We start from the raw sequence: 18,481 nt of genomic DNA, 5'->3' as shown, positions 1-18,481 counted from the left end.
CTACAAAAAACTTACAGCGTCACACCACTCTTAAAAATCGCCAGCTCGCGGAAGTCGTTCTTCTCGTTGCAGGTCTGCTTACCGTTAGCAAACTCCACGATAGAGTCCACAAACTCCATCAGCAATTCAGGCATCGCTTTGCCGTGTATCAGCTGACCCGCATCAAAATCGATCCAGTGCTTTTTCTTTGCCGCCAGCTCGCTGTTGGTGGCGATTTTTACCGTCGGCACAAACCCGCCGTACGGCGTGCCGCGACCGGTGCTGAACAGCACCATATGACAGCCGGCACCCGCCAGCGCGCTGGTGGCGACCGCATCGTTGCCCGGTGCGCTCAGCAGGTTCAGACCGTGGGTTTTCAGGCGCTCGCCGTAGCGCAGCACGTCCACCACCTGGCTCGCGCCCGCTTTCTGGGTGCAGCCGAGGGATTTCTCTTCCAGCGTGGTGATCCCGCCCGCTTTGTTGCCCGGCGACGGGTTCTCATAAATCGGCTGGTTGTGGGCGATGAAGTACTGTTTGAAGTCGTTCACCATGGTGACGGTCTTCTCAAACGTCTCTTCGTCGCGGCAGTGGCTCATCAGAATACGTTCCGCGCCGAACATTTCCGGCACTTCGGTCAGCACGGTCGTGCCGCCGTTGGCGATCACGTAGTCCGAGAAGCGGCCCAGCATTGGGTTGGCGGTAATGCCGGACAGGCCATCCGACCCGCCGCACTCCAGCCCAAACTTCAGCTCGCTCAGCTTGCCCGGCTCGCGCCGGTCGTGGCGCATCACGTCGTACAACTGATGAAGCTGTTCAATGCCCGCTTCCACTTCGTCGTCCTGATGCTGACACACCATAAAATGCACGCGCTCAGGGTCAAACTCACCCAGCGTCTCGCGGAAGGCGTCCACCTGATTATTCTCGCAGCCCAGGCCGATCACCAGCACCGCCCCCGCGTTTGGGTGACGCACCATGTTTTGCAGCATGGTGCGGGTGTTAATGTGGTCGTCACCCAGCTGGGAGCAGCCGTAGGTGTGGCTGAACAAATGCACGCCGTCCGTACCTTCGGCATCATTAGTCTCTTTCAGGAAGCGCGTCTGAATCTGGCGCGCAATCCCGTTCACGCAGCCGACGGTCGGGAGGATCCACAGCTCGTTGCGGATCCCCACCTCGCCGCTGGCGCGACGGTAGATTTGCACCTCACGATCCGCCGCCTGCATCGCTTCCGCAGGTAAATCAGGTTGATAGCTGTACTCGTCCAGATCGCTCAGATTGGTGCGGGTATTGTGTGAGTGAATGTATTCACCCGGCGCAATATCCGCCAGCGCATGGCCGATGGGCAAACCGTACTTCACCACGTTCTCCCCTTTCGCAATGGGGATCAGGGCAAATTTGTGTCCACGCCCAATAGCCTGGCGCAACGTGACCGACTGGCCGTCGAACGTGACGTTCGTTCCTTCGGTCAAATCAGCCAGCGCGACGGCCACGTTATCCAGCGAATGGATTTTGATGTATTGCATATCAACCTCAAACGGCCTTAGTTCAGTTCAATGGCGAAGTAGTCACGCGCATTGTTAAAGCAGATGTTTTTCACCATTTCGCCCAGCAGCTGGATATCCGCTGGCGCTTCGCCTGCGTGTACCCAGCGGCCAATCATCTGGCACAGAATGCGGCGGAAATATTCATGACGGGTATAGGACAGGAAGCTGCGGCTGTCCGTCAGCATGCCGATAAAGCGGCTCAGCAGACCCAGCTGCGCCAGCTGCGTCATTTGACGCTCCATGCCGTCTTTCTGATCGTTGAACCACCAGCCGGAACCGAACTGCATCTTGCCCGGCATCCCTTCGCCCTGGAAGTTGCCGACCATGGTGCCCAGCACTTCGTTATCGCGCGGGTTCAGGCAGTACAGGATGGTTTTGGGCAGCAGGTTTTGTTCGTTCTGTTTGCTCAGCAGCTTAGACAGCTCTTCCGCCAGCGGACGGTCGTTGATGGAGTCGAAGCCCACATCCGCACCGATCAGCTTGAACTGACGCTGGTTGTTATTGCGCAGCGCGCCGATATGGTATTGCTGTACCCAGCCGCGACGCGCGTATTCCGCGCCGAGGAACACCAGCACCGCCGTTTTAAACTGCGCCACGTCGTGCTCACTCAAGCCTTCGCCGGAGAGACGACGCGCCAGAATGCTGTCCAGCTCGGCTTCGTTTGACTCCGCAAACAGCACCACGTCCAGCGCGTGGTCAGACACTTTACAGCCGTGCGCCGCGAAGTGATCCAGGCGTTTGGTCAGCGCGGTTTGCAGGTCAGCGAAACGACGGATATCGGTATCCGACACTTCCGCCAGCTTCGCCATGTAGTCGGTGAAGGTGGCCTGCTCAATGTTGAAGGCTTTATCCGGGCGCCAGCTTGGCAGCACTTTAATGTCGAAAGAGGTGTCTTTCGCAACGACGGCGTGATGCTCGAGCGAATCGACAGGATCGTCGGTGGTGCCGACCATCTTCACGTTCATCTGCTTCATGATGCCGCGCGCGGAGAAGTTATCCTGCGCCAGCAGCGCATTACAGCGTTCCCAGATTTCATCGGCGGTCGTTGGGGAGAGCAGTTTGCCGGTGATGCCAAACGGACGGCGGAGCTCAAGGTGCGTCCAGTGGTAGAGCGGGTTGCCGATGGTGTGCGGAACGGTCGCCGCCCAGGCGTCAAACTTCTCGCGGTCGGTCGCATCGCCGGTACACAGGCGCTCGGCGACGCCATTGGTGCGCATGGCACGCCATTTGTAGTGGTCACCCTTCAGCCAGATGTCATACAGGTTTTTGAAGCGATAATTTTCGGCAACCTGCTGCGGCGGTAAATGGCAGTGGTAGTCGAAAATCGGCTGGTCTTTTGCGTAGTCGTGATACAGGCGGCGAGCAAATTCGGTATCTAACAGAAAATCTTCGGTCATAAACGGCGTCATTATCGTCTTCCTCATTAAGGGAGCGCAGAAAGCGTATGCTCATATGCTGCAAAGTTATCACACCAATTTCCACCAACCGAAGCTTTTTTCGTGAGTGAGATCAATAAACGCCAACAAATAAATTACCCTCGATGGCGTAAACCCTCCTGCAACCCGCGCCAGTACTGGCTTTACGCGCGACGATTAATGTCCACACAAAGAATCATACATTTGTGATGTCACTCACCTTTTGAAGTTGTATGACAAGTTATCTTTTCGCCGTCGCAAACTATAAGCCGACGGAATGCATTACCGGTGAGAGAGACATCGGGTTTAACGGTACGGATACCGACTTATGCACGCTTACTTATGGCAAGGTTCGGGCCGTTCCGGGACATGCTCCCGGCTACGCCCCTCCCGTTACACAACTGCTCCCGGAAACGGTTGAGAGGTTGCCGTGCTCTGGCGCGGAAATAACATAACGATGAGGTTTTAGATGCGTAAAATTAAAGGGTTACGTTGGTATATGATCGCACTGGTGACGTTAGGCACCGTGCTGGGCTACCTGACGCGTAACACCGTGGCAGCAGCAGCGCCAACGTTGATGGAAGAGCTGCATATCTCCACGCAGCAATACTCCTACATCATTGCCGCCTATTCCGCGGCGTATACCATCATGCAGCCTGTTGCTGGCTATGTGCTGGATATTCTCGGTACCAAAATCGGTTATGCCTTCTTCGCCATCGCCTGGGCGGTGTTCTGCGGCGCAACTGCGCTGGCAGGCAGCTGGGGTGGACTGGCGCTGGCGCGTGGTGCGGTCGGTGCGGCTGAAGCCGCGATGATTCCCGCGGGCCTGAAGGCCAGCTCCGAGTGGTTCCCGGCAAAAGAGCGCTCCATTGCGGTTGGCTACTTCAACGTGGGCTCGTCCATCGGGGCAATGATTGCACCGCCGCTGGTGGTGTGGGCTATCGTGATGCACAGCTGGCAGATGGCGTTCATCATCTCGGGCGTGCTGAGCTTTGCCTGGGCGATGGCGTGGCTGATTTTCTACAAACACCCGCGCGATCAGAAAAAGCTCTCCGAAGAAGAACGCGAATACATCATTGGCGGACAGGAAGCGCAGCATCAGACCAACAACGGCAAAAAAATGACCGTCTGGCAGATTCTCGGCACCCGTCAGTTCTGGGGTATCGCCCTGCCGCGTTTCCTGGCTGAACCGGCCTGGGGTACCTTTAACGCGTGGATCCCCCTGTTTATGTTTAAAGTCTACGGCTTTAACCTGAAAGAGATCGCGATGTTCGCCTGGATGCCAATGCTGTTCGCTGACCTGGGCTGTATCGTGGGCGGCTACCTGCCACCGCTGTTCCAGCGCTGGTTTGGGGTGAACCTGATTGTTTCCCGTAAGATGGTCGTCACCATGGGCGCACTGCTGATGATCGGCCCAGGTATGATCGGCCTGTTCACCAGCCCGTACGTCGCCATTGCCCTGCTGTGCATCGGTGGCTTTGCGCACCAGTCCCTGTCCGGCGCGCTGATTACGCTCTCGTCTGACGTCTTTGGTCGTAACGAAGTGGCAACCGCCAACGGCCTGACCGGCATGGCCGCCTGGACCGCGAGTACGATGTTTGCACTGGTGGTCGGCGCGCTGGCGGATACCATCGGCTTCAGCCCGCTGTTCGCGGTGCTGGCGATCTTCGACCTGATGGGTGCGGTGGTTATCTGGACGGTGCTGAAAAGCAAATCGGCAGAGGAGCTGGCGAAAGAGTCCCTCGGGAAACCGGCCACGCAGAGTTAGCATTGTTGTGCCGGGAGCCGGGTGGCGGCTTCGCCTGACCCGGCCTACAAAACCCAATAAAATCGTAGGCCGGGTAAGCGCAGCGCCACCCGGCAACATCTTCTCAAAAGCCGCCTCCGGGCGGCTTTTTTAATGGCAAAATCTGGAGAGTGGCACGCAAAAGTGGTATAACAAATCATCTGCCGTACCCTGCCTGGAGCGCATATGGAAATCACCGAACCACGTCGTTTATATCAACAACTTGCTGCGGAGCTGAAAGATCGCATCGAGCAAGGGGTCTATCTTGTCGGTGATAAACTTCCCGCCGAGCGCTTTATCGCGGATGAAAAAAGCGTCAGCCGCACCGTGGTGCGTGAAGCGATCATCATGCTGGAAGTGGAAGGCTACGTTGAGGTACGCAAAGGCTCCGGCATTCACGTGATTTCTAATCTGCCGAAACACTCTCCCGTCGCCGACGAAAGTCTGGAATTCGCCAGCTATGGTCCGTTTGAGCTGCTCCAGGCCCGCCAGTTGATCGAAAGCAATATTGCTGAGTTTGCGGCGACGCAGGTGACCAAGCAGGACATCATGAAGCTGATGGAGATCCAGGAGAATGCCCGTAAGGAAAAATGTTTCCGCGATTCAGAGTGGGACCTGCAGTTCCACGTTCAGGTCGCCCTGGCAACCCAAAATACGGCCCTGGCGGCAATCGTTGAAAAAATGTGGACTCAGCGCGTTCACAACCCGTACTGGAAAAAACTGCACGACCATATTGATTCCCGCACAGTCGACAACTGGTGTGACGATCACGACCAAATCCTTAAGGCGCTGATTCGTAAAGATCCGCATGCCGCTAAGCTGGCGATGTGGCAGCACCTGGAAAACACGAAGCAGATGCTGTTCAACGAAACCAGCGATGACTTCGAATTTAACGCTGACCGCTATCTTTTTGCCGATAATCCCGTTGTTCATCTCGATACGGCATCCAGTGCCGTAAAATAGATGACATTTCTGCTGGCAGGCGCTACGTTGCGCCTTCCGGCTTACGTGGGTAAGCAAAACATATATAGTGTCAGCCTTTGTAAATCCCCTCGCTCACTTCCTGGGCTTACGCCAAAATCAACTCACCCCTGCAAATTCTGTGACGCAGAACGTTGGGCTTTGTTACAATTGGATTCAATTCCTTATTTTGTAAGTTAGTGCTTGCTAACCAGCCAATTAACAGGGAACAGTGTTGGCCACACCGCAATGTGTCCGCGAGCGACCATAATGAAATCACAACAATGTCGCCGTGCTGTTTGTCCCGGATAACAGGCGTGACGTTAACCGATTTCCAGGAACACTGAATGGAACTTTTGACCCAACTACTGCATGCCCTCTGGGCGCAGGATTTTGAAACGCTGGCCAACCCCTCCATGATTGGCATGCTCTATTTCGTCTTGTTTATGATCCTGTTCCTTGAGAACGGTTTGCTGCCTGCGGCCTTCCTGCCCGGTGACAGTTTGCTGGTGCTTGTCGGCGTGCTGTGTGCCAAAGGCGCGATGGCGTTTCCACACACCATTTTATTGCTGACCGTGGCGGCCAGCCTCGGCTGCTGGGTGAGCTACATCCAGGGAAGATGGCTGGGCAATACCCGGATCGTCCAGAACTGGCTCTCGCACCTGCCTGCCCATTATCACCAGCGGGCGCACCACCTTTTCCACAAGCACGGGCTTTCCGCGCTGCTGATTGGCCGCTTTATCGCCTTCGTTCGCACCCTGTTGCCGACCATTGCCGGCCTGTCAGGGTTGAGCAGCGCCCGCTTCCAGTTCTTTAACTGGATGAGCGGCCTGTTATGGGTCCTTATTCTGACGACGCTCGGCTATGCGCTGGGCAAAACGCCGGTCTTTATGAAATATGAGGACCAGCTGATGTCCTGCCTGATGCTGCTGCCCGTGGTTCTGCTGGTCTTCGGCCTGATTGGCTCACTGGTTGTCCTGTGGAAAAAGAAATACGGAGCCAGAGGCTGACGATGGCAATCTCACCGCTCGCTCTGCGCCGTTTTGCCTTTGCCGTGGTTACGCTGGTGGTGCTCAGCGCCATGCTGCTGGCATGGAGCGCGCTTTCGCATCAGGAATCGACGCTGGCCATCCGCCCGGTAAACCAGGGTGCGAGCGTGCCTGACGGTTTTTCTGTCTGGCATCATCTGGATGCGAACGGGATCCGCTTTAAGAGCATTACCCCGCAGGACGATGTTTTACTGATCAAGTTTGATTCCCGTGCGCAAAGTGCCGCGGCGAAAGTGGTTCTCGACCGTACGCTGCCGCACGGGTATATCATTGCCCAGCAGGAAGATGATAGCCAGCCTGCAGCCTGGCTGTCATTGATTCGCGATACGTCGCATCGGTTTGGATAACTTCCAGGATTCCGAATCTTTTCACTCACTTTGGTGAATCCCCCGTTTACTTACTATGCTTAAGTACGCGGAGCACCCCTCAACGTACTCCGCATAAGTTTGGATAGCGGCTTATGCCGCCACACAATGGAAGGTTTCGATAATGAAATTCCGCATGACTCTGGCTCTGGCCCTTTTTTCTTTAAGCACAGCATCCTTCGCAAACTCTCTCTGTCAGGAGAAAGAACAGGATATTCAGCGTGAGATCGGTTATGCCGAAAAGCATAACAATCAGCACCGTGTTGATGGTCTTAAAAAAGCGCTGAGCGAAGTGAAAGCGAACTGTTCAGACAGCAAGCTACGTGCCGACCACCAGAAGAAAATCGCTGAACAGAAGGACGAGATAGCCGAGCGCCGTCGCGACCTGCAGGAAGCGAAAGAGAAAGGAGATGCGGAAAAAATTGCTAAGCGCGAGAAGAAGTTGAAAGAAGCGCAGGATGATCTGAAAGCGCTGGAAGCTCGCGATTATTGAGTTAACGGAAATCTCAACAGGAGAGAGAATCATGTCAAAAGATACGACGTCTGAACATCTGCGCGCTGAACTGAAATCCCTGGCCGATACCCTTGAAGAGGTGCTGAACTCCTCTGCTGACAAGTCAAAAGAAGAGGTCAGCAAACTGCGCAGCAAGGCGGAGCAGGCGCTGAAAGAGAGCCGCTATCGCCTGGGTGAAACCGGTGATGCACTGGCGAAACAGACCCGCGAAGCGGCTGCCCGCGCGGACGAATATGTGCGTGATAATCCATGGACGGGTGTAGGAATTGGTGCCGCAGTAGGTGTGGTACTGGGTGTCCTTCTGACGCGTCGCTGATATGGAAGATCCTCGTCACGCACAAGGGCCTGCTAACAACGTCCTCGGCATCGGCCAGCGTATTTTAACGACGCTGGTCGGGATTGCCGAAACGCGCGTCCGGCTGGCAGTGGTCGAGCTGGAAGAGGAGAAAGCCAACCTCTTCCAGATGCTGCTGATGCTTGGGCTGACCATGCTTTTCGCCGCGTTTGGTCTGATGAGCCTGATGGTGTTAATCATCTGGGCCATTGACCCGCAGTATCGTCTTAACGCGATGATTGCCACCACCGTCGTTCTGCTGGTCGCCGCGTTGATAGGCGGTATCTGGACGCTGCGTAAAGCGCGCAAGTCCACATTCCTGCGCCATACGCGTCAGGAGCTGGCGAACGATCGCGCTCTGCTGGAGGATGACTAGCCGTGAGCGATAAAGCCGAACGTCAAAAGCGAAAAGCGTACCTGTTAAGCCAGATCCAGCAGCAACGGCTGGATCTGTCTGCCAGTCGTCGCGACTGGATTGACGCGACGCGACGGTTTGACCGGGGCTGGAATACCGTCCTGAGCCTGCGTTCGTGGGCGCTGGTCGGCAGCAGCGTGATGGCAATCTGGTCCGTTCGTCATCCGAATATGCTCATCCGCTGGGCTCGTCGTGGATTCGGCGCCTGGAGCGCCTGGCGTCTGGTAAAAGCCACGATCCGTCAGCAGCAATTACGCTAGCTACGCCTTACCCGACCTACATGCAATCGTAGGCCGGGTAAGCGCAGCGCCACCCGGCAAAGTCGCCCCCCTTCCTTACTCAATATCTTTGAAGAAGATTGACAGTTTTCCTTGCTAACAATTGTCACCCGCCCCGTTTATTATCCTCTCCATCGACAGCAACGACGCGGTATCTACCCGGAATTGCAGACAAATAATGTTCAGCCGCTGATGTGGTTTCCTGGAGAGTAAAATGAAAAAATTAGAAGATGTTGGTGTACTGGTCGCGCGTATTCTGATGCCAATTCTGTTCATCGTGGCAGGTTGGGGAAAAATCACCGGTTATGCGGGTACCCAGCAGTATATGGAAGCCATGGGCGTTCCGGGGTTCCTGCTGCCGCTGACCATTCTTCTTGAGTTCGGCGGCGGCCTGGCGGTACTGTTCGGCTTCCTGACCCGCACTACCGCGCTGTTTACCGCAGGCTTCACCCTGCTGACGGCGTTTATCTTCCACAGCAACTTTGCGGAAGGCGTGAACTCCCTGATGTTCATGAAAAACCTGACCATCGCGGGTGGCTTCCTGCTGCTGGCCGTCACTGGCCCAGGCGCATACAGCATTGACCGCGTTCTGAATAAGAAGTGGTAAGCACGCTATACTGAATGAACACAAAGCGAGGAGACATCTCCTCGCTTTTGCTATCTGACGGAGGAGAAAAAATGGGACAACTCGTAGACGGCGTATGGCAGGATGTCTGGTATGACACCAAATCCACCGGAGGTCGCTTCAAGCGCTCAGTTTCGGCCTTCCGCAACTGGCTGACCGCCGACGGTGCGCCCGGCCCGAGCGGCGAAGGTGGCTTCGCAGCCGAGAAAGACCGTTATCATCTTTATGTTTCGCTTGCCTGTCCGTGGGCGCACCGCACGCTGATTGTGCGCAAACTTAAAGGTCTCGAATCGTTAATTCCGGTTTCGGTGGTCAACCCGCTGATGCTCGAAAACGGCTGGACGTTTGACAGCAATTTCCCGGCCGCGACGGGTGATGAGCTGTATCATCACGATTTCCTTTACCAGCTCTATCTGCGCGCCGATCCGCACTACACCGGGCGCGTTACCGTGCCGGTGCTGTGGGACAAGAAAAACCAGACGATTGTCAGCAATGAGTCTGCGGAAATCATCCGCATGTTCAATACCGCGTTTGACGCGCACGGCGCCCGCGCCGGGGATTACTACCCGGTTGAGCTGCGCGATAAGATTGATGAGCTGAACGGCTGGATTTACGACAACGTCAACAACGGCGTCTACAAGGCCGGTTTCGCCACCAGCCAGGAAGCGTATGACGAAGCGGTTGGAAAGGTGTTTGAATCGCTGGAGCGTCTGGAGCAGATTCTCGGCCAGCATCGCTATCTGACGGGCGATCGCCTGACGGAAGCGGATATCCGCCTGTGGACCACGCTTATCCGCTTCGATCCGGTTTACGTCACCCACTTCAAGTGCGACAAACACCGCATCAGCGACTACCTGAACCTGCACGGTTTTCTGCGCGACATCTACCAGATGCCGGGTATTGCCGACACGGTCGACTTCGACCATATTCGCACCCACTATTTCCGCAGCCACAAAACCATCAACCCGACGGGCATTATCTCCATTGGGCCGTGGCAGGATCTCGATGAACCTCACGGGCGCGACGTCCGTTTTGGATAAATATTGAGGGCATCAATCAATACCCTAAATAATTCAAGTTGCATGAAGGCGGCGACACAGCGAATCCCCAGGAGCGTACATAAGTACGTGACTGGGGTGAGCGAGGAAAGCCAACGCCCAGGCAACTTGAAGTATGACGGGTAAATGCCCTTTTTTAATTCACAATCTCCATCTATCCTTACCTCGATCGCTTAGAAAACAAGTGATTGACTGACTAATGAGGCAAGGAAAATGGACTGGTATTTAAAAGTACTGCGCAACTACATTGGATTTGGTGGCCGTGCCCGCCGTAAAGAGTACTGGATGTTCGTTCTGGTGAACTTCATCCTCATCATGGTGCTGGGTATTGTGGATAAAATTCTTGGCTGGGAGCGGGCTGGCGGTGAAGGCGTGCTGACCACCATTTATGGCCTGTTAGTCCTGCTGCCATCATGGGCGGTGCTGTTCCGTCGACTGCACGACACCGATCGTTCGGCGTGGTGGTTACTGCTGCTGTTGATCCCGATTATTGGCTGGATCGTGATTTTGATCTTCAACTGCCAGAGCGGGACGCCGGGCGAAAACCGCTTTGGTCCGGATCCTAAGATCGGTGCATAAAAAAAGCCCGGTGACGCTTCGCTTACCGGGCCTACCAATTACGATTTTATTTATTGTATTGCGTGAAAAGCTTCGGAATTTCGCGTAAACACCACGATTTGGCTTCGCCCATGCTGTCGCGACGCCACGCCATAATGATATCCACCTCGTGGCTATATTCCGGGCTGACAACGCGCAGCCGTCCTTCCGCAATGTCTTTTTCCACAAACGGATAAGGCATCGTTGCCACGCCGAGACCGGCCAGCAGCGCCTGCCGTTTGTCTTCCAGCGAGGTCACCGTCAGACGAGGCTGCTTATCCAGCAGCTGCACCGTCAGCACCGGACGCTCGCGCGCGGTATCCGCTACCGCCACGCCGCGATACTTCACGCGCGTCACTTCAGAGAGCGGCTCCGGCTCCTGGTGAATCGGGTGATTGGGTGCGGCAACATAGACGTTCATCACGCTGTAAAGCTTGCGCGAATTAATTTCCGATGAGGAACGGAAGTGCATGTCCGGCGCAATAACGATATCCGCCCTGCCCGTCTCCAGACGTTCCCACGCGCCTGCCAGCACCTCGGTGATAATCGACAGCTGGGTATTGGCCTTCGCCGCCAGGCGGTCTACCAGCGGGAACAGCGCTTCAGTCGGCACCAGCGCTTCAGTAACTAACGTCAGATGGGTTTCCCAGCCGCGCGCCAGCGCTTCGGCGTCCGTCGTGAGCTTATCCGCCGCTTCCAGCAGCACGCGGCCGCGCTCCAGTAGCATCCGTCCGACGTTGGTGAATTTTGTTCGATGACCGGAGCGGTCAAACAGCACCACGTCCAGCTCTTCTTCCAGCTTCTGCATGGTGTAGCTTAGCGCAGACGGAACGCGCCCCAGCTCGTCTGCCGCCGCCGCAAAACTGCCGCGCCGGTCAATCGCGTCCATGACGCGAAGCGCCTCAAGCGTCAATGCTCTCTCTTTAGCCATCTCGTTCTCATTCAGGAAATTTGAACATACCGGGCAGAATATCTGGCTAACAATGCAGCGTCCATACCTTTACCATTGTTTTAGTGTAAAGAGAGGTCAAGTTTATGATTACGACAAGAACAGCTAAACAGTGCGGACAAGCCGATTTCGGTTGGCTGCAGGCCCGCTACACCTTTTCCTTTGGACACTACTTTGACCCTAAACTCCTCGGTTACGCTTCACTGCGCGTGTTGAACCAGGAAGTGCTCGCCCCGGGCGCCTCCTTCCAGCCGCGTACGTACCCGAAAGTCGATATCCTGAACCTGATCCTGGAAGGCGAGGCAGAATACCGCGATAGCGAGGGCAATCATGTCCAGGCAAAGGCTGGCGAAGCGCTGTTAATTTCCACGCAGCCGGGCATCAGCTACAGCGAGCATAACCTCAGCAAAGACAAAACGCTGACCCGCATGCAGCTGTGGCTGGACGCCTGCCCTGAGCGGGAAAATCCGCTGGTACAGAAGTTAGATTTAACGGGCGATAAGCAGCAGCTGATTGCATCGCCGGACGGCAGTAAAGAGAGTCTGCAACTGCGTCAGCAGGTGTGGCTGCACCATATCGAGCTGAAGAAAGGTGAACAGGCGAGCTTCCAGCTTCATGGTCCGCGCGCCTATTTGCAGTCTATTCACGGTACGGTGCATGCGGTAACGCACACGGAAGAGAAAGAAGCGCTCACCTGCGGCGACGGGGCGTTTATTCGTGATGAAGCGAATATCACCCTGGTGGCGGATACGCCGCTGCGCGCGCTGCTGATTGATTTGCCGGTTTAGAAAATACTTACACCCTAACCCTCTCCCACAGGGAGAGGGAAATGCGCTACACCTTACTCGCCATAATCTCAATAATCTGCCGGTCCGTTTCCTGCATTGAGCGGCACGCCAGCGCGCACAGGTTTGCGATCGACTGCTCTACATCGTGCGCCACAATCCCCTCGTTGCCCGTTACGGCAGAGTCATCCAGTGCCATCATCACCGCTTTCCAGGCGCTACTGACGCTGGTTGAGACCTTCAGGGCGCAGCTGTTAGACGCCCCATCGCAGATCATCCCGCTGACGTCACCGATCATACTGCCTATCGCCATTGAAATGGTCTGGTAAGAACCGCCCATCAGCCACGCCATCCCCGCGGCAGCACCCATCGCTGCCGTTGTCGCCGCACACAGCGCCGACAGCCGCGGAAGCTGGACGTGGATATAGATAGCCGAAAGATGTGACAGCATCAGCGCCCGCGCCAGCCGTTCGTCGTCAGCCTGAACGTGTTCAGCCACGACCACCACCGGCATAGTGGCGGCAATCCCCTGATTGCCAGAGCCCGAATTGCTCATCGCCGGCAGCGTCGCACCGCCCATCCGGGCATCTGAGGCTGCGCTGGTACGAATGACAATATCTGACCCCAGATCCCGCGCCATCCATCCGCGCGCGCGCTGCTTACTGAGCGTTGCGCCAATGTGCAGTCCCCAGTTGCCACGCAAACCTTCGCGGGAGAGCGCATCGTTCAGCCGCCGTGCCTGCAGGATAAAGCGGATCGCCTCAAACGGCACCTGCTCGACAAATTCCAGGATTTGCGACAGCGTGGTAGTTGAGAGTACCGCCAGCGGATCGTCTTTCGTCTGGCACTGATGATCGTCAAGCGTAAAGCGCGTTTCGCCCTGACAAACCACCTCCACTACCCGCGTATGTCCGCCAGAGATGGTCACCATTGCCGAGAGATCCCCGGCATGAACGCGGGCGCGCGAGTAAAGGATCTCATCGCACGGTGCCTGCAGTTTGACCTGCACCAGCCCCGCCTCAAGCAGGGCTTTGGCGCGTATCAGCGCATCGGCGGTGACATCTTTCAACACCTCCAGTCCGGCGTTGGCGTTACCGCCAATCGCACCCAGCGCCGCCGCAATGGGTAACCCGACCATGCCGGTGCCCGGCACCGTTACGCCCAGCCCGTTTTTCATCAGGTTCGGCGATACCCACGCCTCTATTTGCGTGACCTCCCCCGGCAGAAGGTCTGCGGCCATCGCGCAGGCCAGCGCCAGAGACACGGGTTCGGTGCACCCAAGGGCAGGCTTCACTTCTTCCTGCACCGCGCGAATAAATTGATTCCATAAAGGATGAGTTTGCTTAAACATCGTTACGACCTTAATTGCCCTCAGGAGAATGCGAGGAAAGGAGAAACACAAAGCAGCAGTCCGGTGATGACGATAATCACCAGCGATACGCCTTTATATTTATGCAAGGCCGGCACCTTATAGACCAGCCATGCTGGGATCAGGCAGCCCACCATGCCGAAGATAGGGCTGCAAATGGAGGTGAAGCTCAGTACCGGCGCGTTTAACACGATCGCGCTCCAGGCCAGCAGGATAGCGAACAGCATAATCCCGCGCTGGACGGCGTTTTCACTGATTTTCTCAGCCGGCATTCTGCGGCGCAGGATGTTCATGACGATACCCTGCGTCGCCTCGCGAAAGCCGAGATAGACGCCGAAGAACGCGGTCATCACAGCGAAGATATTGAGGATCACGCTGACGATTTTGACCCAGCCCGCACCGTCACCGCTGATAAACTGCGCCGCAATCGCCAGGGCAGAGATATTCTGCTCGTAGGCTTTCACCGCCTCGTCGTGTCCCATCGCCAGCGTGAAGGAGACGGCGTAGAAAAAGACCGTCACAAACAGGATGCCGAAGGCAATATTCATCGCCCGCAGCGCCTTGTGACGCGCCACCTTCACTGATTTTTCCCGTGAACGGTATGAGATCACCATCGGACTCAGGGTCTGAATAAACAGAATGGAGGTTAAGGTAAAGGGCAGCGTAATGATGGCGTTTTTAATCAACAACCCCGCAGGCGGCAGCATGCCCACGTTGGCCAGATGCCAGAGCCCAATCATCGACAACCCCAGCGCGGCTACCACGAATAATTTGGTCAGCACCATCAGGCTGGAGACTTTAAACAGCAGCTTTTCACCGCGCGACGAAATGGCCACCAGAATGCAGATCAGGCATAAACCGTAAAACGGATTGTCGGATAACAAACCGTCGGTCACGCCGAAGGTGTGCAAATACGAGGCGCTGTCGTTGGTGATGGCCGTGGAATAGACAAACATCCAGATCACCAGCATCACGAAATAGAGCGCGCCTAATAAGATGCCCCAGTTCTTACCCAGATAACCGCTAATCACGCTCGGGTAATCTTTGCACTCCGGTGATTCCGCCAGCGTATTAATAAACAGACGCTGGAATAAATACATGGCCGGATAGCCGATTATTGATGAGAGCAAAAATACCCACAGCCCCATTAATCCGACCTGCACGGGGAGAAAAACTATCCCCGCGCCGATAGCCATCCCAATACTCATGATGACCCAGCCCGTGTCGGTGCTGTCGAATTTAATCGCCTCTCGCCACTCGCTTTCGCTCATTCCCGCCCGCCTTGCCGCAGGGGAATCACTCACAATCACACTGCTGTTTGTTGCCGTATTCATTGGGCACTTGCTTATTTTGTAGGGTAAACAGTTGTTTTTATAGGTTTCCGATCGCCAGCGACTGCGATTCAGATGGTTGCAGGTGAGTGTTATTGGTGTGGGAAGATCATATCCGGAGAGCGGGAGAAAAATGTCACAACATTAATAAGGATATTCTGCTTCTGGAGGAAATTTTGCTTCTGAAGTGGGATATTAAAAGCTAACTTTCTAAAAGTGACGCCGATCAAGAAATAAAAACCCGCGCCATGCGCGGGTAGGAAATCAGTTAGCCAGCGCGTTAGCCATATCCGTTCTAATCTGTTTACGCTGTTCCGGCGTCAAAACCTGGCTGACGTCGAAGTAATATTTCACGCGGTAATAGCGGGTCTGCTCTTCAATTTTGCTGAAGGCAGCGAGCTGGCTTTTCACCGTGCTTTCATCCCATTTACCCGCCTGGAACATGTCAATCAGCGCGCCGTCCTTCACGCCCGTCATCGGGATCTTGCGGACATTTTGTTCCAGCTGCTTATGCAGATCTTCAATCTTCTTAACCTGCTCATTGCTGAGCTTCAGGTGCTGTACCAGCGGATCCTGCGAGGGAGACGGGGCAGCCTCAACGTTCGCGGCCTGTGCCGTAAAACTGCACACTGCCAGCGCGGCGGCGACCAGCGCAATACGGGTCATTTTCATCATCTTACTGTCCTTACATGCTGTTATAGGGAAAAGCAGGCGTATTGTTTTTCAAGAGCGGATGAATATGTGTGAGTAATTATATAAACAATTTTGTATGTTTAGCGGGCAAAAAAATGCCCCCTGCGTTGAGGGGGCATGAGAACTCACGTTTAGATAGATTGGGTAAACGTTCGCGAAATCACATCCTGCTGCTGCTCGCGCGTCAGGGCGTTAAACCGCACCGCATAGCCTGAAACGCGGATCGTCAGGTTCGGGTAATTCTCGGGATGCGCAATGGCATCGAGGAGCATTTCCCGGTTCATGACGTTGACGTTCAGATGCTGCCCACCCTCAATGGACGCTTCGTGATGGAAGTACCCGTCCAGCAGCCCCACCAGGTTGGTTTTGCGCACCAGCTCGTCCTTGCCCAGCGCCTGCGGCACGATGGAGAAGGTGTAGGAGATCCCGTCTTTCGCATAGGTGAACGGCAGCTTGGCGACCGACGTTAGCGAGGCCACCGCCCCTTTTCTGTCGCGACCGTGCATCGGGTTCGCGCCTGGCGCAAACGGCGTGCCGCCGCGGCGTCCGTCCGGCGTGTTCCCGGTCTTCTGCCCGTACACCACGTTGGAGGTGATGGTCAGGATCGACTGGGTTGGCACCGCGTTGCGGTAGGTTGGCAGCGCCTGAATTTTCTTCATAAAGCGCTCCACCAGGTCGCAGGCGATGCTGTCCACGCGGTCGTCGTTGTTGCCGTACTGCGGATAGTCCCCTTCAATCACGAAATCGACCGCCAGTCCGGTATGGTCGCGCACCGGCTTCACCGTGGCGTATTTAATGGCCGACAGGGAATCCGCGGCTACCGACAGTCCGGCAATGCCGCAGGCCATGGTGCGATAGACGTCCCGGTCGTGCAGCGCCATCAGCGAGGCTTCGTAGCTGTACTTATCATGCATATAGTGAATGAGATTCAGGGCGCTGATGTACTGCACCGCCAGCCAGTCCATAAAGTGATCGAGGCTCGCCATCACGGTGTCGTAATCCAGCACGTCGTCCAGCAGCGGCTCGGTTTTCGGGCCGACCTGGATCTTCAGCTTCTCGTCCACCCCGCCGTTGATCGCGTACAGCAGCGTTTTGGCGAGGTTGGCGCGCGCGCCAAAGAACTGCATCTGCTTGCCGATCACCATCGGGCTGACGCAGCAGGCAATGGCGTAGTCGTCGCTGTTGAAGTCCGCACGCATCAGATCGTCGTTCTCATACTGCAGCGAAGAGGTGACGATCGACACCTGCGCGGCGTATTTCTTGAACGCGATCGGCAGCTGTTCAGACCAGAGGATCGTCAGGTTCGGCTCCGGCGCAGGCCCCATGGTGTGCAGCGTGTGCAGATAGCGGAAGCTGTTTTTGGTCACCAGCGTGCGCCCGTCCAGCCCCATGCCGCCGATCACTTCCGTCGCCCAGATCGGATCGCCGGAGAAGAGCGTGTCGAATTCCGGCGTCCGCAGGAAGCGCACCATGCGGATCTTCATGATGAAGTGGTCGATCAGCTCCTGCGCCTGGACTTCGTTCAGGCGCCCCGCCTGCATGTCGCGTTCAATGTAGATATCGAGGAACGAGGCCGTGCGCCCCAGCGACATCGCCCCGCCGTTCTGGGATTTCACCGCGGCAAGGTAGGCAAAATAGACCCACTGCACCGCCTCCCGGGCGTTCATCGCCGGGCGCGAGATATCAAAGCCATAGTTCGCCGCCATCAGCTGGATCTGCAGCAGCGCGCGCTTGTGCTCCGCCAGCTCTTCACGCAGGCGGATCGTCGCCTCCAGATCGTCACCGCGCTCCAGCCTGCCCTGCAGATCCGTAAACTGGAGTTCACGCTCGCGCACCAGATAAGCAATCCCGTATAGCGCCACGCGACGATAGTCGCCGATGATGCGTCCGCGCCCGTAGCCGTCCGGCAGACCGGTCAGCACGCCGGATTTACGGCAGCGCATCATCTCCGGGGAGTAGACGTCAAATACGCCCTGGTTGTGGGTTTTTCGCAGGTCGGTAAACAGGTATTCGAACTGCGGATCCATCTCCCGGCCATAGGCTTCGAACGAGCTGCGGATCATGTTGATCCCGCCGTACGGATGCAGGGCGCGCTTGAGCGGCTTATCGGTTTGCAGACCGACGATCGTCTCCAGATCCTGGTCGATATAGCCCGGCCCGTGGGCCGTAATGGTGGTGGCAATGTTAGTGTCAAAATCCACCGGGGCGTGGGTGGCGTTCTCCTGGCGAATGCCGACCATTACCTTCTGCCACAGCGCCGTCGTTGCTGGCGTCGCCTGCGCGAGGAAAGCTTCATCGCCTTCATAAGGGGTGTAGTTATGCTGAATAAAATCGCGGACGTTGACGGCGTTTTTCCATTCTTCACCGCGAAACCCGGCCCATGCGTCGCTGTAGGGCGCGACGCCCGTATCGATTGTTACTTTCATGTGTTTCTCGCT

Annotated in this window: 19 protein-coding genes; 12 read left to right on the top strand and 7 right to left on the bottom strand. The window is 56.2% G+C overall.

What is annotated here, in order from left to right; translation table 11 throughout:
* Nucleotides 1-11 precede the first annotated feature (11 nt).
* Together N037_RS09310 and uxaC are read right to left on the bottom strand one after the other, a co-directional pair.
* The gene (locus N037_RS09310) at nt 12-1,499 is read right to left on the bottom strand and encodes a UxaA family hydrolase (RefSeq protein WP_032640471.1); all 1,488 of its coding nucleotides are present in this window, start codon (nt 1,497-1,499) and stop codon (nt 12-14) included.
* A gap of 17 nt (nt 1,500-1,516) precedes the next feature.
* Nucleotides 1,517-2,929, bottom strand: coding sequence for a glucuronate isomerase (gene uxaC, locus N037_RS09305; protein WP_032640469.1), 1,413 nt, complete (start codon nt 2,927-2,929; stop codon nt 1,517-1,519).
* A gap of 475 nt (nt 2,930-3,404) precedes the next feature.
* On the opposite strand from uxaC, the gene N037_RS09300 reads away from it, so the two are divergent.
* From N037_RS09300 to N037_RS09250, 11 genes are all read left to right on the top strand, one after another.
* On the top strand, nt 3,405-4,703 hold the full coding sequence (locus N037_RS09300; RefSeq protein WP_023333537.1) for an MFS transporter: 1,299 nt from the start codon (nt 3,405-3,407) through the stop codon (nt 4,701-4,703).
* A gap of 204 nt (nt 4,704-4,907) precedes the next feature.
* Nucleotides 4,908-5,684: a transcriptional regulator ExuR gene (gene exuR / locus N037_RS09295; RefSeq protein ID WP_023333538.1), complete on the top strand. Its 777-nt coding sequence runs from the start codon at nt 4,908-4,910 to the stop codon at nt 5,682-5,684.
* Nucleotides 5,685-6,028: 344 nt separating this feature from the next.
* Nucleotides 6,029-6,691, top strand: coding sequence for a DedA family general envelope maintenance protein YqjA (yqjA, locus tag N037_RS09290; RefSeq protein ID WP_023309289.1), 663 nt, complete (start codon nt 6,029-6,031; stop codon nt 6,689-6,691).
* A gap of 2 nt (nt 6,692-6,693) precedes the next feature.
* Entirely contained in the window at nt 6,694-7,077 is a 384-nt protein-coding gene (gene mzrA, locus N037_RS09285; RefSeq protein WP_023333539.1) for an EnvZ/OmpR regulon moderator MzrA, read from the top strand.
* Nucleotides 7,078-7,219: 142 nt separating this feature from the next.
* Nucleotides 7,220-7,588: a DUF1090 domain-containing protein gene (locus N037_RS09280; protein ID WP_008503142.1), complete on the top strand. Its 369-nt coding sequence runs from the start codon at nt 7,220-7,222 to the stop codon at nt 7,586-7,588.
* A 31-nt stretch (nt 7,589-7,619) separates the two neighbouring features.
* Entirely contained in the window at nt 7,620-7,925 is a 306-nt protein-coding gene (locus tag N037_RS09275) for a DUF883 family protein (RefSeq protein WP_008503141.1), read from the top strand.
* Between the two features lies 1 nt (nt 7,926).
* Nucleotides 7,927-8,319, top strand: coding sequence for a phage holin family protein (locus tag N037_RS09270; RefSeq protein ID WP_023333540.1), 393 nt, complete (start codon nt 7,927-7,929; stop codon nt 8,317-8,319).
* Between the two features lie 2 nt (nt 8,320-8,321).
* Nucleotides 8,322-8,618, top strand: a complete 297-nt coding sequence (locus N037_RS09265; protein WP_023333541.1) for a YqjK-like family protein — start codon at nt 8,322-8,324, stop codon at nt 8,616-8,618.
* A 232-nt stretch (nt 8,619-8,850) separates the two neighbouring features.
* Complete coding sequence (locus N037_RS09260; RefSeq protein WP_023294633.1) at nt 8,851-9,243, top strand: DoxX family protein; 393 nt, start codon at nt 8,851-8,853, stop codon at nt 9,241-9,243.
* 71 nt (nt 9,244-9,314) lie between these two features.
* The gene (locus tag N037_RS09255; protein WP_023333542.1) at nt 9,315-10,301 is read left to right on the top strand and encodes a glutathione S-transferase family protein; all 987 of its coding nucleotides are present in this window, start codon (nt 9,315-9,317) and stop codon (nt 10,299-10,301) included.
* Nucleotides 10,302-10,532: 231 nt separating this feature from the next.
* Nucleotides 10,533-10,898 (top strand): DUF805 domain-containing protein, encoded by a 366-nt coding sequence (locus tag N037_RS09250; protein ID WP_029739660.1) that lies wholly within the window; start codon nt 10,533-10,535, stop codon nt 10,896-10,898.
* Between the two features lie 46 nt (nt 10,899-10,944).
* Here N037_RS09250 and N037_RS09245 read toward each other — a convergent pair whose 3' ends face one another.
* Nucleotides 10,945-11,847: a LysR family transcriptional regulator gene (locus tag N037_RS09245; protein ID WP_029739659.1), complete on the bottom strand. Its 903-nt coding sequence runs from the start codon at nt 11,845-11,847 to the stop codon at nt 10,945-10,947.
* A gap of 104 nt (nt 11,848-11,951) precedes the next feature.
* Between N037_RS09245 and N037_RS09240 the strand changes: the two genes are divergently transcribed.
* Nucleotides 11,952-12,653, top strand: coding sequence for a pirin family protein (locus N037_RS09240; protein ID WP_023333544.1), 702 nt, complete (start codon nt 11,952-11,954; stop codon nt 12,651-12,653).
* A 46-nt stretch (nt 12,654-12,699) separates the two neighbouring features.
* On the opposite strand, the gene N037_RS09235 is transcribed toward N037_RS09240, so the two are convergent.
* From N037_RS09235 to pflB, 4 genes are all read right to left on the bottom strand, one after another.
* Nucleotides 12,700-14,001 carry an L-cysteine desulfidase family protein gene (locus N037_RS09235; protein ID WP_032640466.1) on the bottom strand — a complete coding sequence of 434 codons (1,302 nt, stop codon included), beginning with the start codon at nt 13,999-14,001 and terminating at the stop codon, nt 12,700-12,702.
* 20 nt (nt 14,002-14,021) lie between these two features.
* Nucleotides 14,022-15,353 (bottom strand): amino acid permease, encoded by a 1,332-nt coding sequence (locus tag N037_RS09230; protein ID WP_032640464.1) that lies wholly within the window; start codon nt 15,351-15,353, stop codon nt 14,022-14,024.
* Nucleotides 15,354-15,614: 261 nt separating this feature from the next.
* Nucleotides 15,615-16,025: a Spy/CpxP family protein refolding chaperone gene (locus tag N037_RS09225; RefSeq protein ID WP_032640462.1), complete on the bottom strand. Its 411-nt coding sequence runs from the start codon at nt 16,023-16,025 to the stop codon at nt 15,615-15,617.
* Between the two features lie 149 nt (nt 16,026-16,174).
* Nucleotides 16,175-18,469 carry a formate C-acetyltransferase gene (pflB, locus tag N037_RS09220; RefSeq protein ID WP_032640459.1) on the bottom strand — a complete coding sequence of 765 codons (2,295 nt, stop codon included), beginning with the start codon at nt 18,467-18,469 and terminating at the stop codon, nt 16,175-16,177.
* Nucleotides 18,470-18,481: the final 12 nt, after the last annotated feature.

Source organism: Enterobacter sp. EGD-HP1 (genome assembly GCF_000733275.2).
GTDB lineage: Bacteria > Pseudomonadota > Gammaproteobacteria > Enterobacterales > Enterobacteriaceae > Enterobacter.
This window is presented reverse-complemented; position numbering and strand designations above follow the sequence as displayed.

Coding starts and splice junctions, on each gene's coding strand:
- N037_RS09280 (WP_008503142.1), top strand. CDS start 7,220: ATGAAATTCCGCATGACTCTGGCTCTGGCCCTTTTTTCTTTAAGCACA.
- N037_RS09255 (WP_023333542.1), top strand. CDS start 9,315: ATGGGACAACTCGTAGACGGCGTATGGCAGGATGTCTGGTATGACACC.
- N037_RS09245 (WP_029739659.1), bottom strand. CDS start 11,847: ATGGCTAAAGAGAGAGCATTGACGCTTGAGGCGCTTCGCGTCATGGAC.
- N037_RS09275 (WP_008503141.1), top strand. CDS start 7,620: ATGTCAAAAGATACGACGTCTGAACATCTGCGCGCTGAACTGAAATCC.
- uxaC (WP_032640469.1), bottom strand. CDS start 2,929: ATGACGCCGTTTATGACCGAAGATTTTCTGTTAGATACCGAATTTGCT.
- N037_RS09260 (WP_023294633.1), top strand. CDS start 8,851: ATGAAAAAATTAGAAGATGTTGGTGTACTGGTCGCGCGTATTCTGATG.
- N037_RS09235 (WP_032640466.1), bottom strand. CDS start 14,001: ATGTTTAAGCAAACTCATCCTTTATGGAATCAATTTATTCGCGCGGTG.
- mzrA (WP_023333539.1), top strand. CDS start 6,694: ATGGCAATCTCACCGCTCGCTCTGCGCCGTTTTGCCTTTGCCGTGGTT.
- N037_RS09300 (WP_023333537.1), top strand. CDS start 3,405: ATGCGTAAAATTAAAGGGTTACGTTGGTATATGATCGCACTGGTGACG.
- N037_RS09270 (WP_023333540.1), top strand. CDS start 7,927: ATGGAAGATCCTCGTCACGCACAAGGGCCTGCTAACAACGTCCTCGGC.
- N037_RS09240 (WP_023333544.1), top strand. CDS start 11,952: ATGATTACGACAAGAACAGCTAAACAGTGCGGACAAGCCGATTTCGGT.
- yqjA (WP_023309289.1), top strand. CDS start 6,029: ATGGAACTTTTGACCCAACTACTGCATGCCCTCTGGGCGCAGGATTTT.
- exuR (WP_023333538.1), top strand. CDS start 4,908: ATGGAAATCACCGAACCACGTCGTTTATATCAACAACTTGCTGCGGAG.
- N037_RS09250 (WP_029739660.1), top strand. CDS start 10,533: ATGGACTGGTATTTAAAAGTACTGCGCAACTACATTGGATTTGGTGGC.
- pflB (WP_032640459.1), bottom strand. CDS start 18,469: ATGAAAGTAACAATCGATACGGGCGTCGCGCCCTACAGCGACGCATGG.
- N037_RS09230 (WP_032640464.1), bottom strand. CDS start 15,353: ATGAATACGGCAACAAACAGCAGTGTGATTGTGAGTGATTCCCCTGCG.
- N037_RS09310 (WP_032640471.1), bottom strand. CDS start 1,499: ATGCAATACATCAAAATCCATTCGCTGGATAACGTGGCCGTCGCGCTG.
- N037_RS09225 (WP_032640462.1), bottom strand. CDS start 16,025: ATGATGAAAATGACCCGTATTGCGCTGGTCGCCGCCGCGCTGGCAGTG.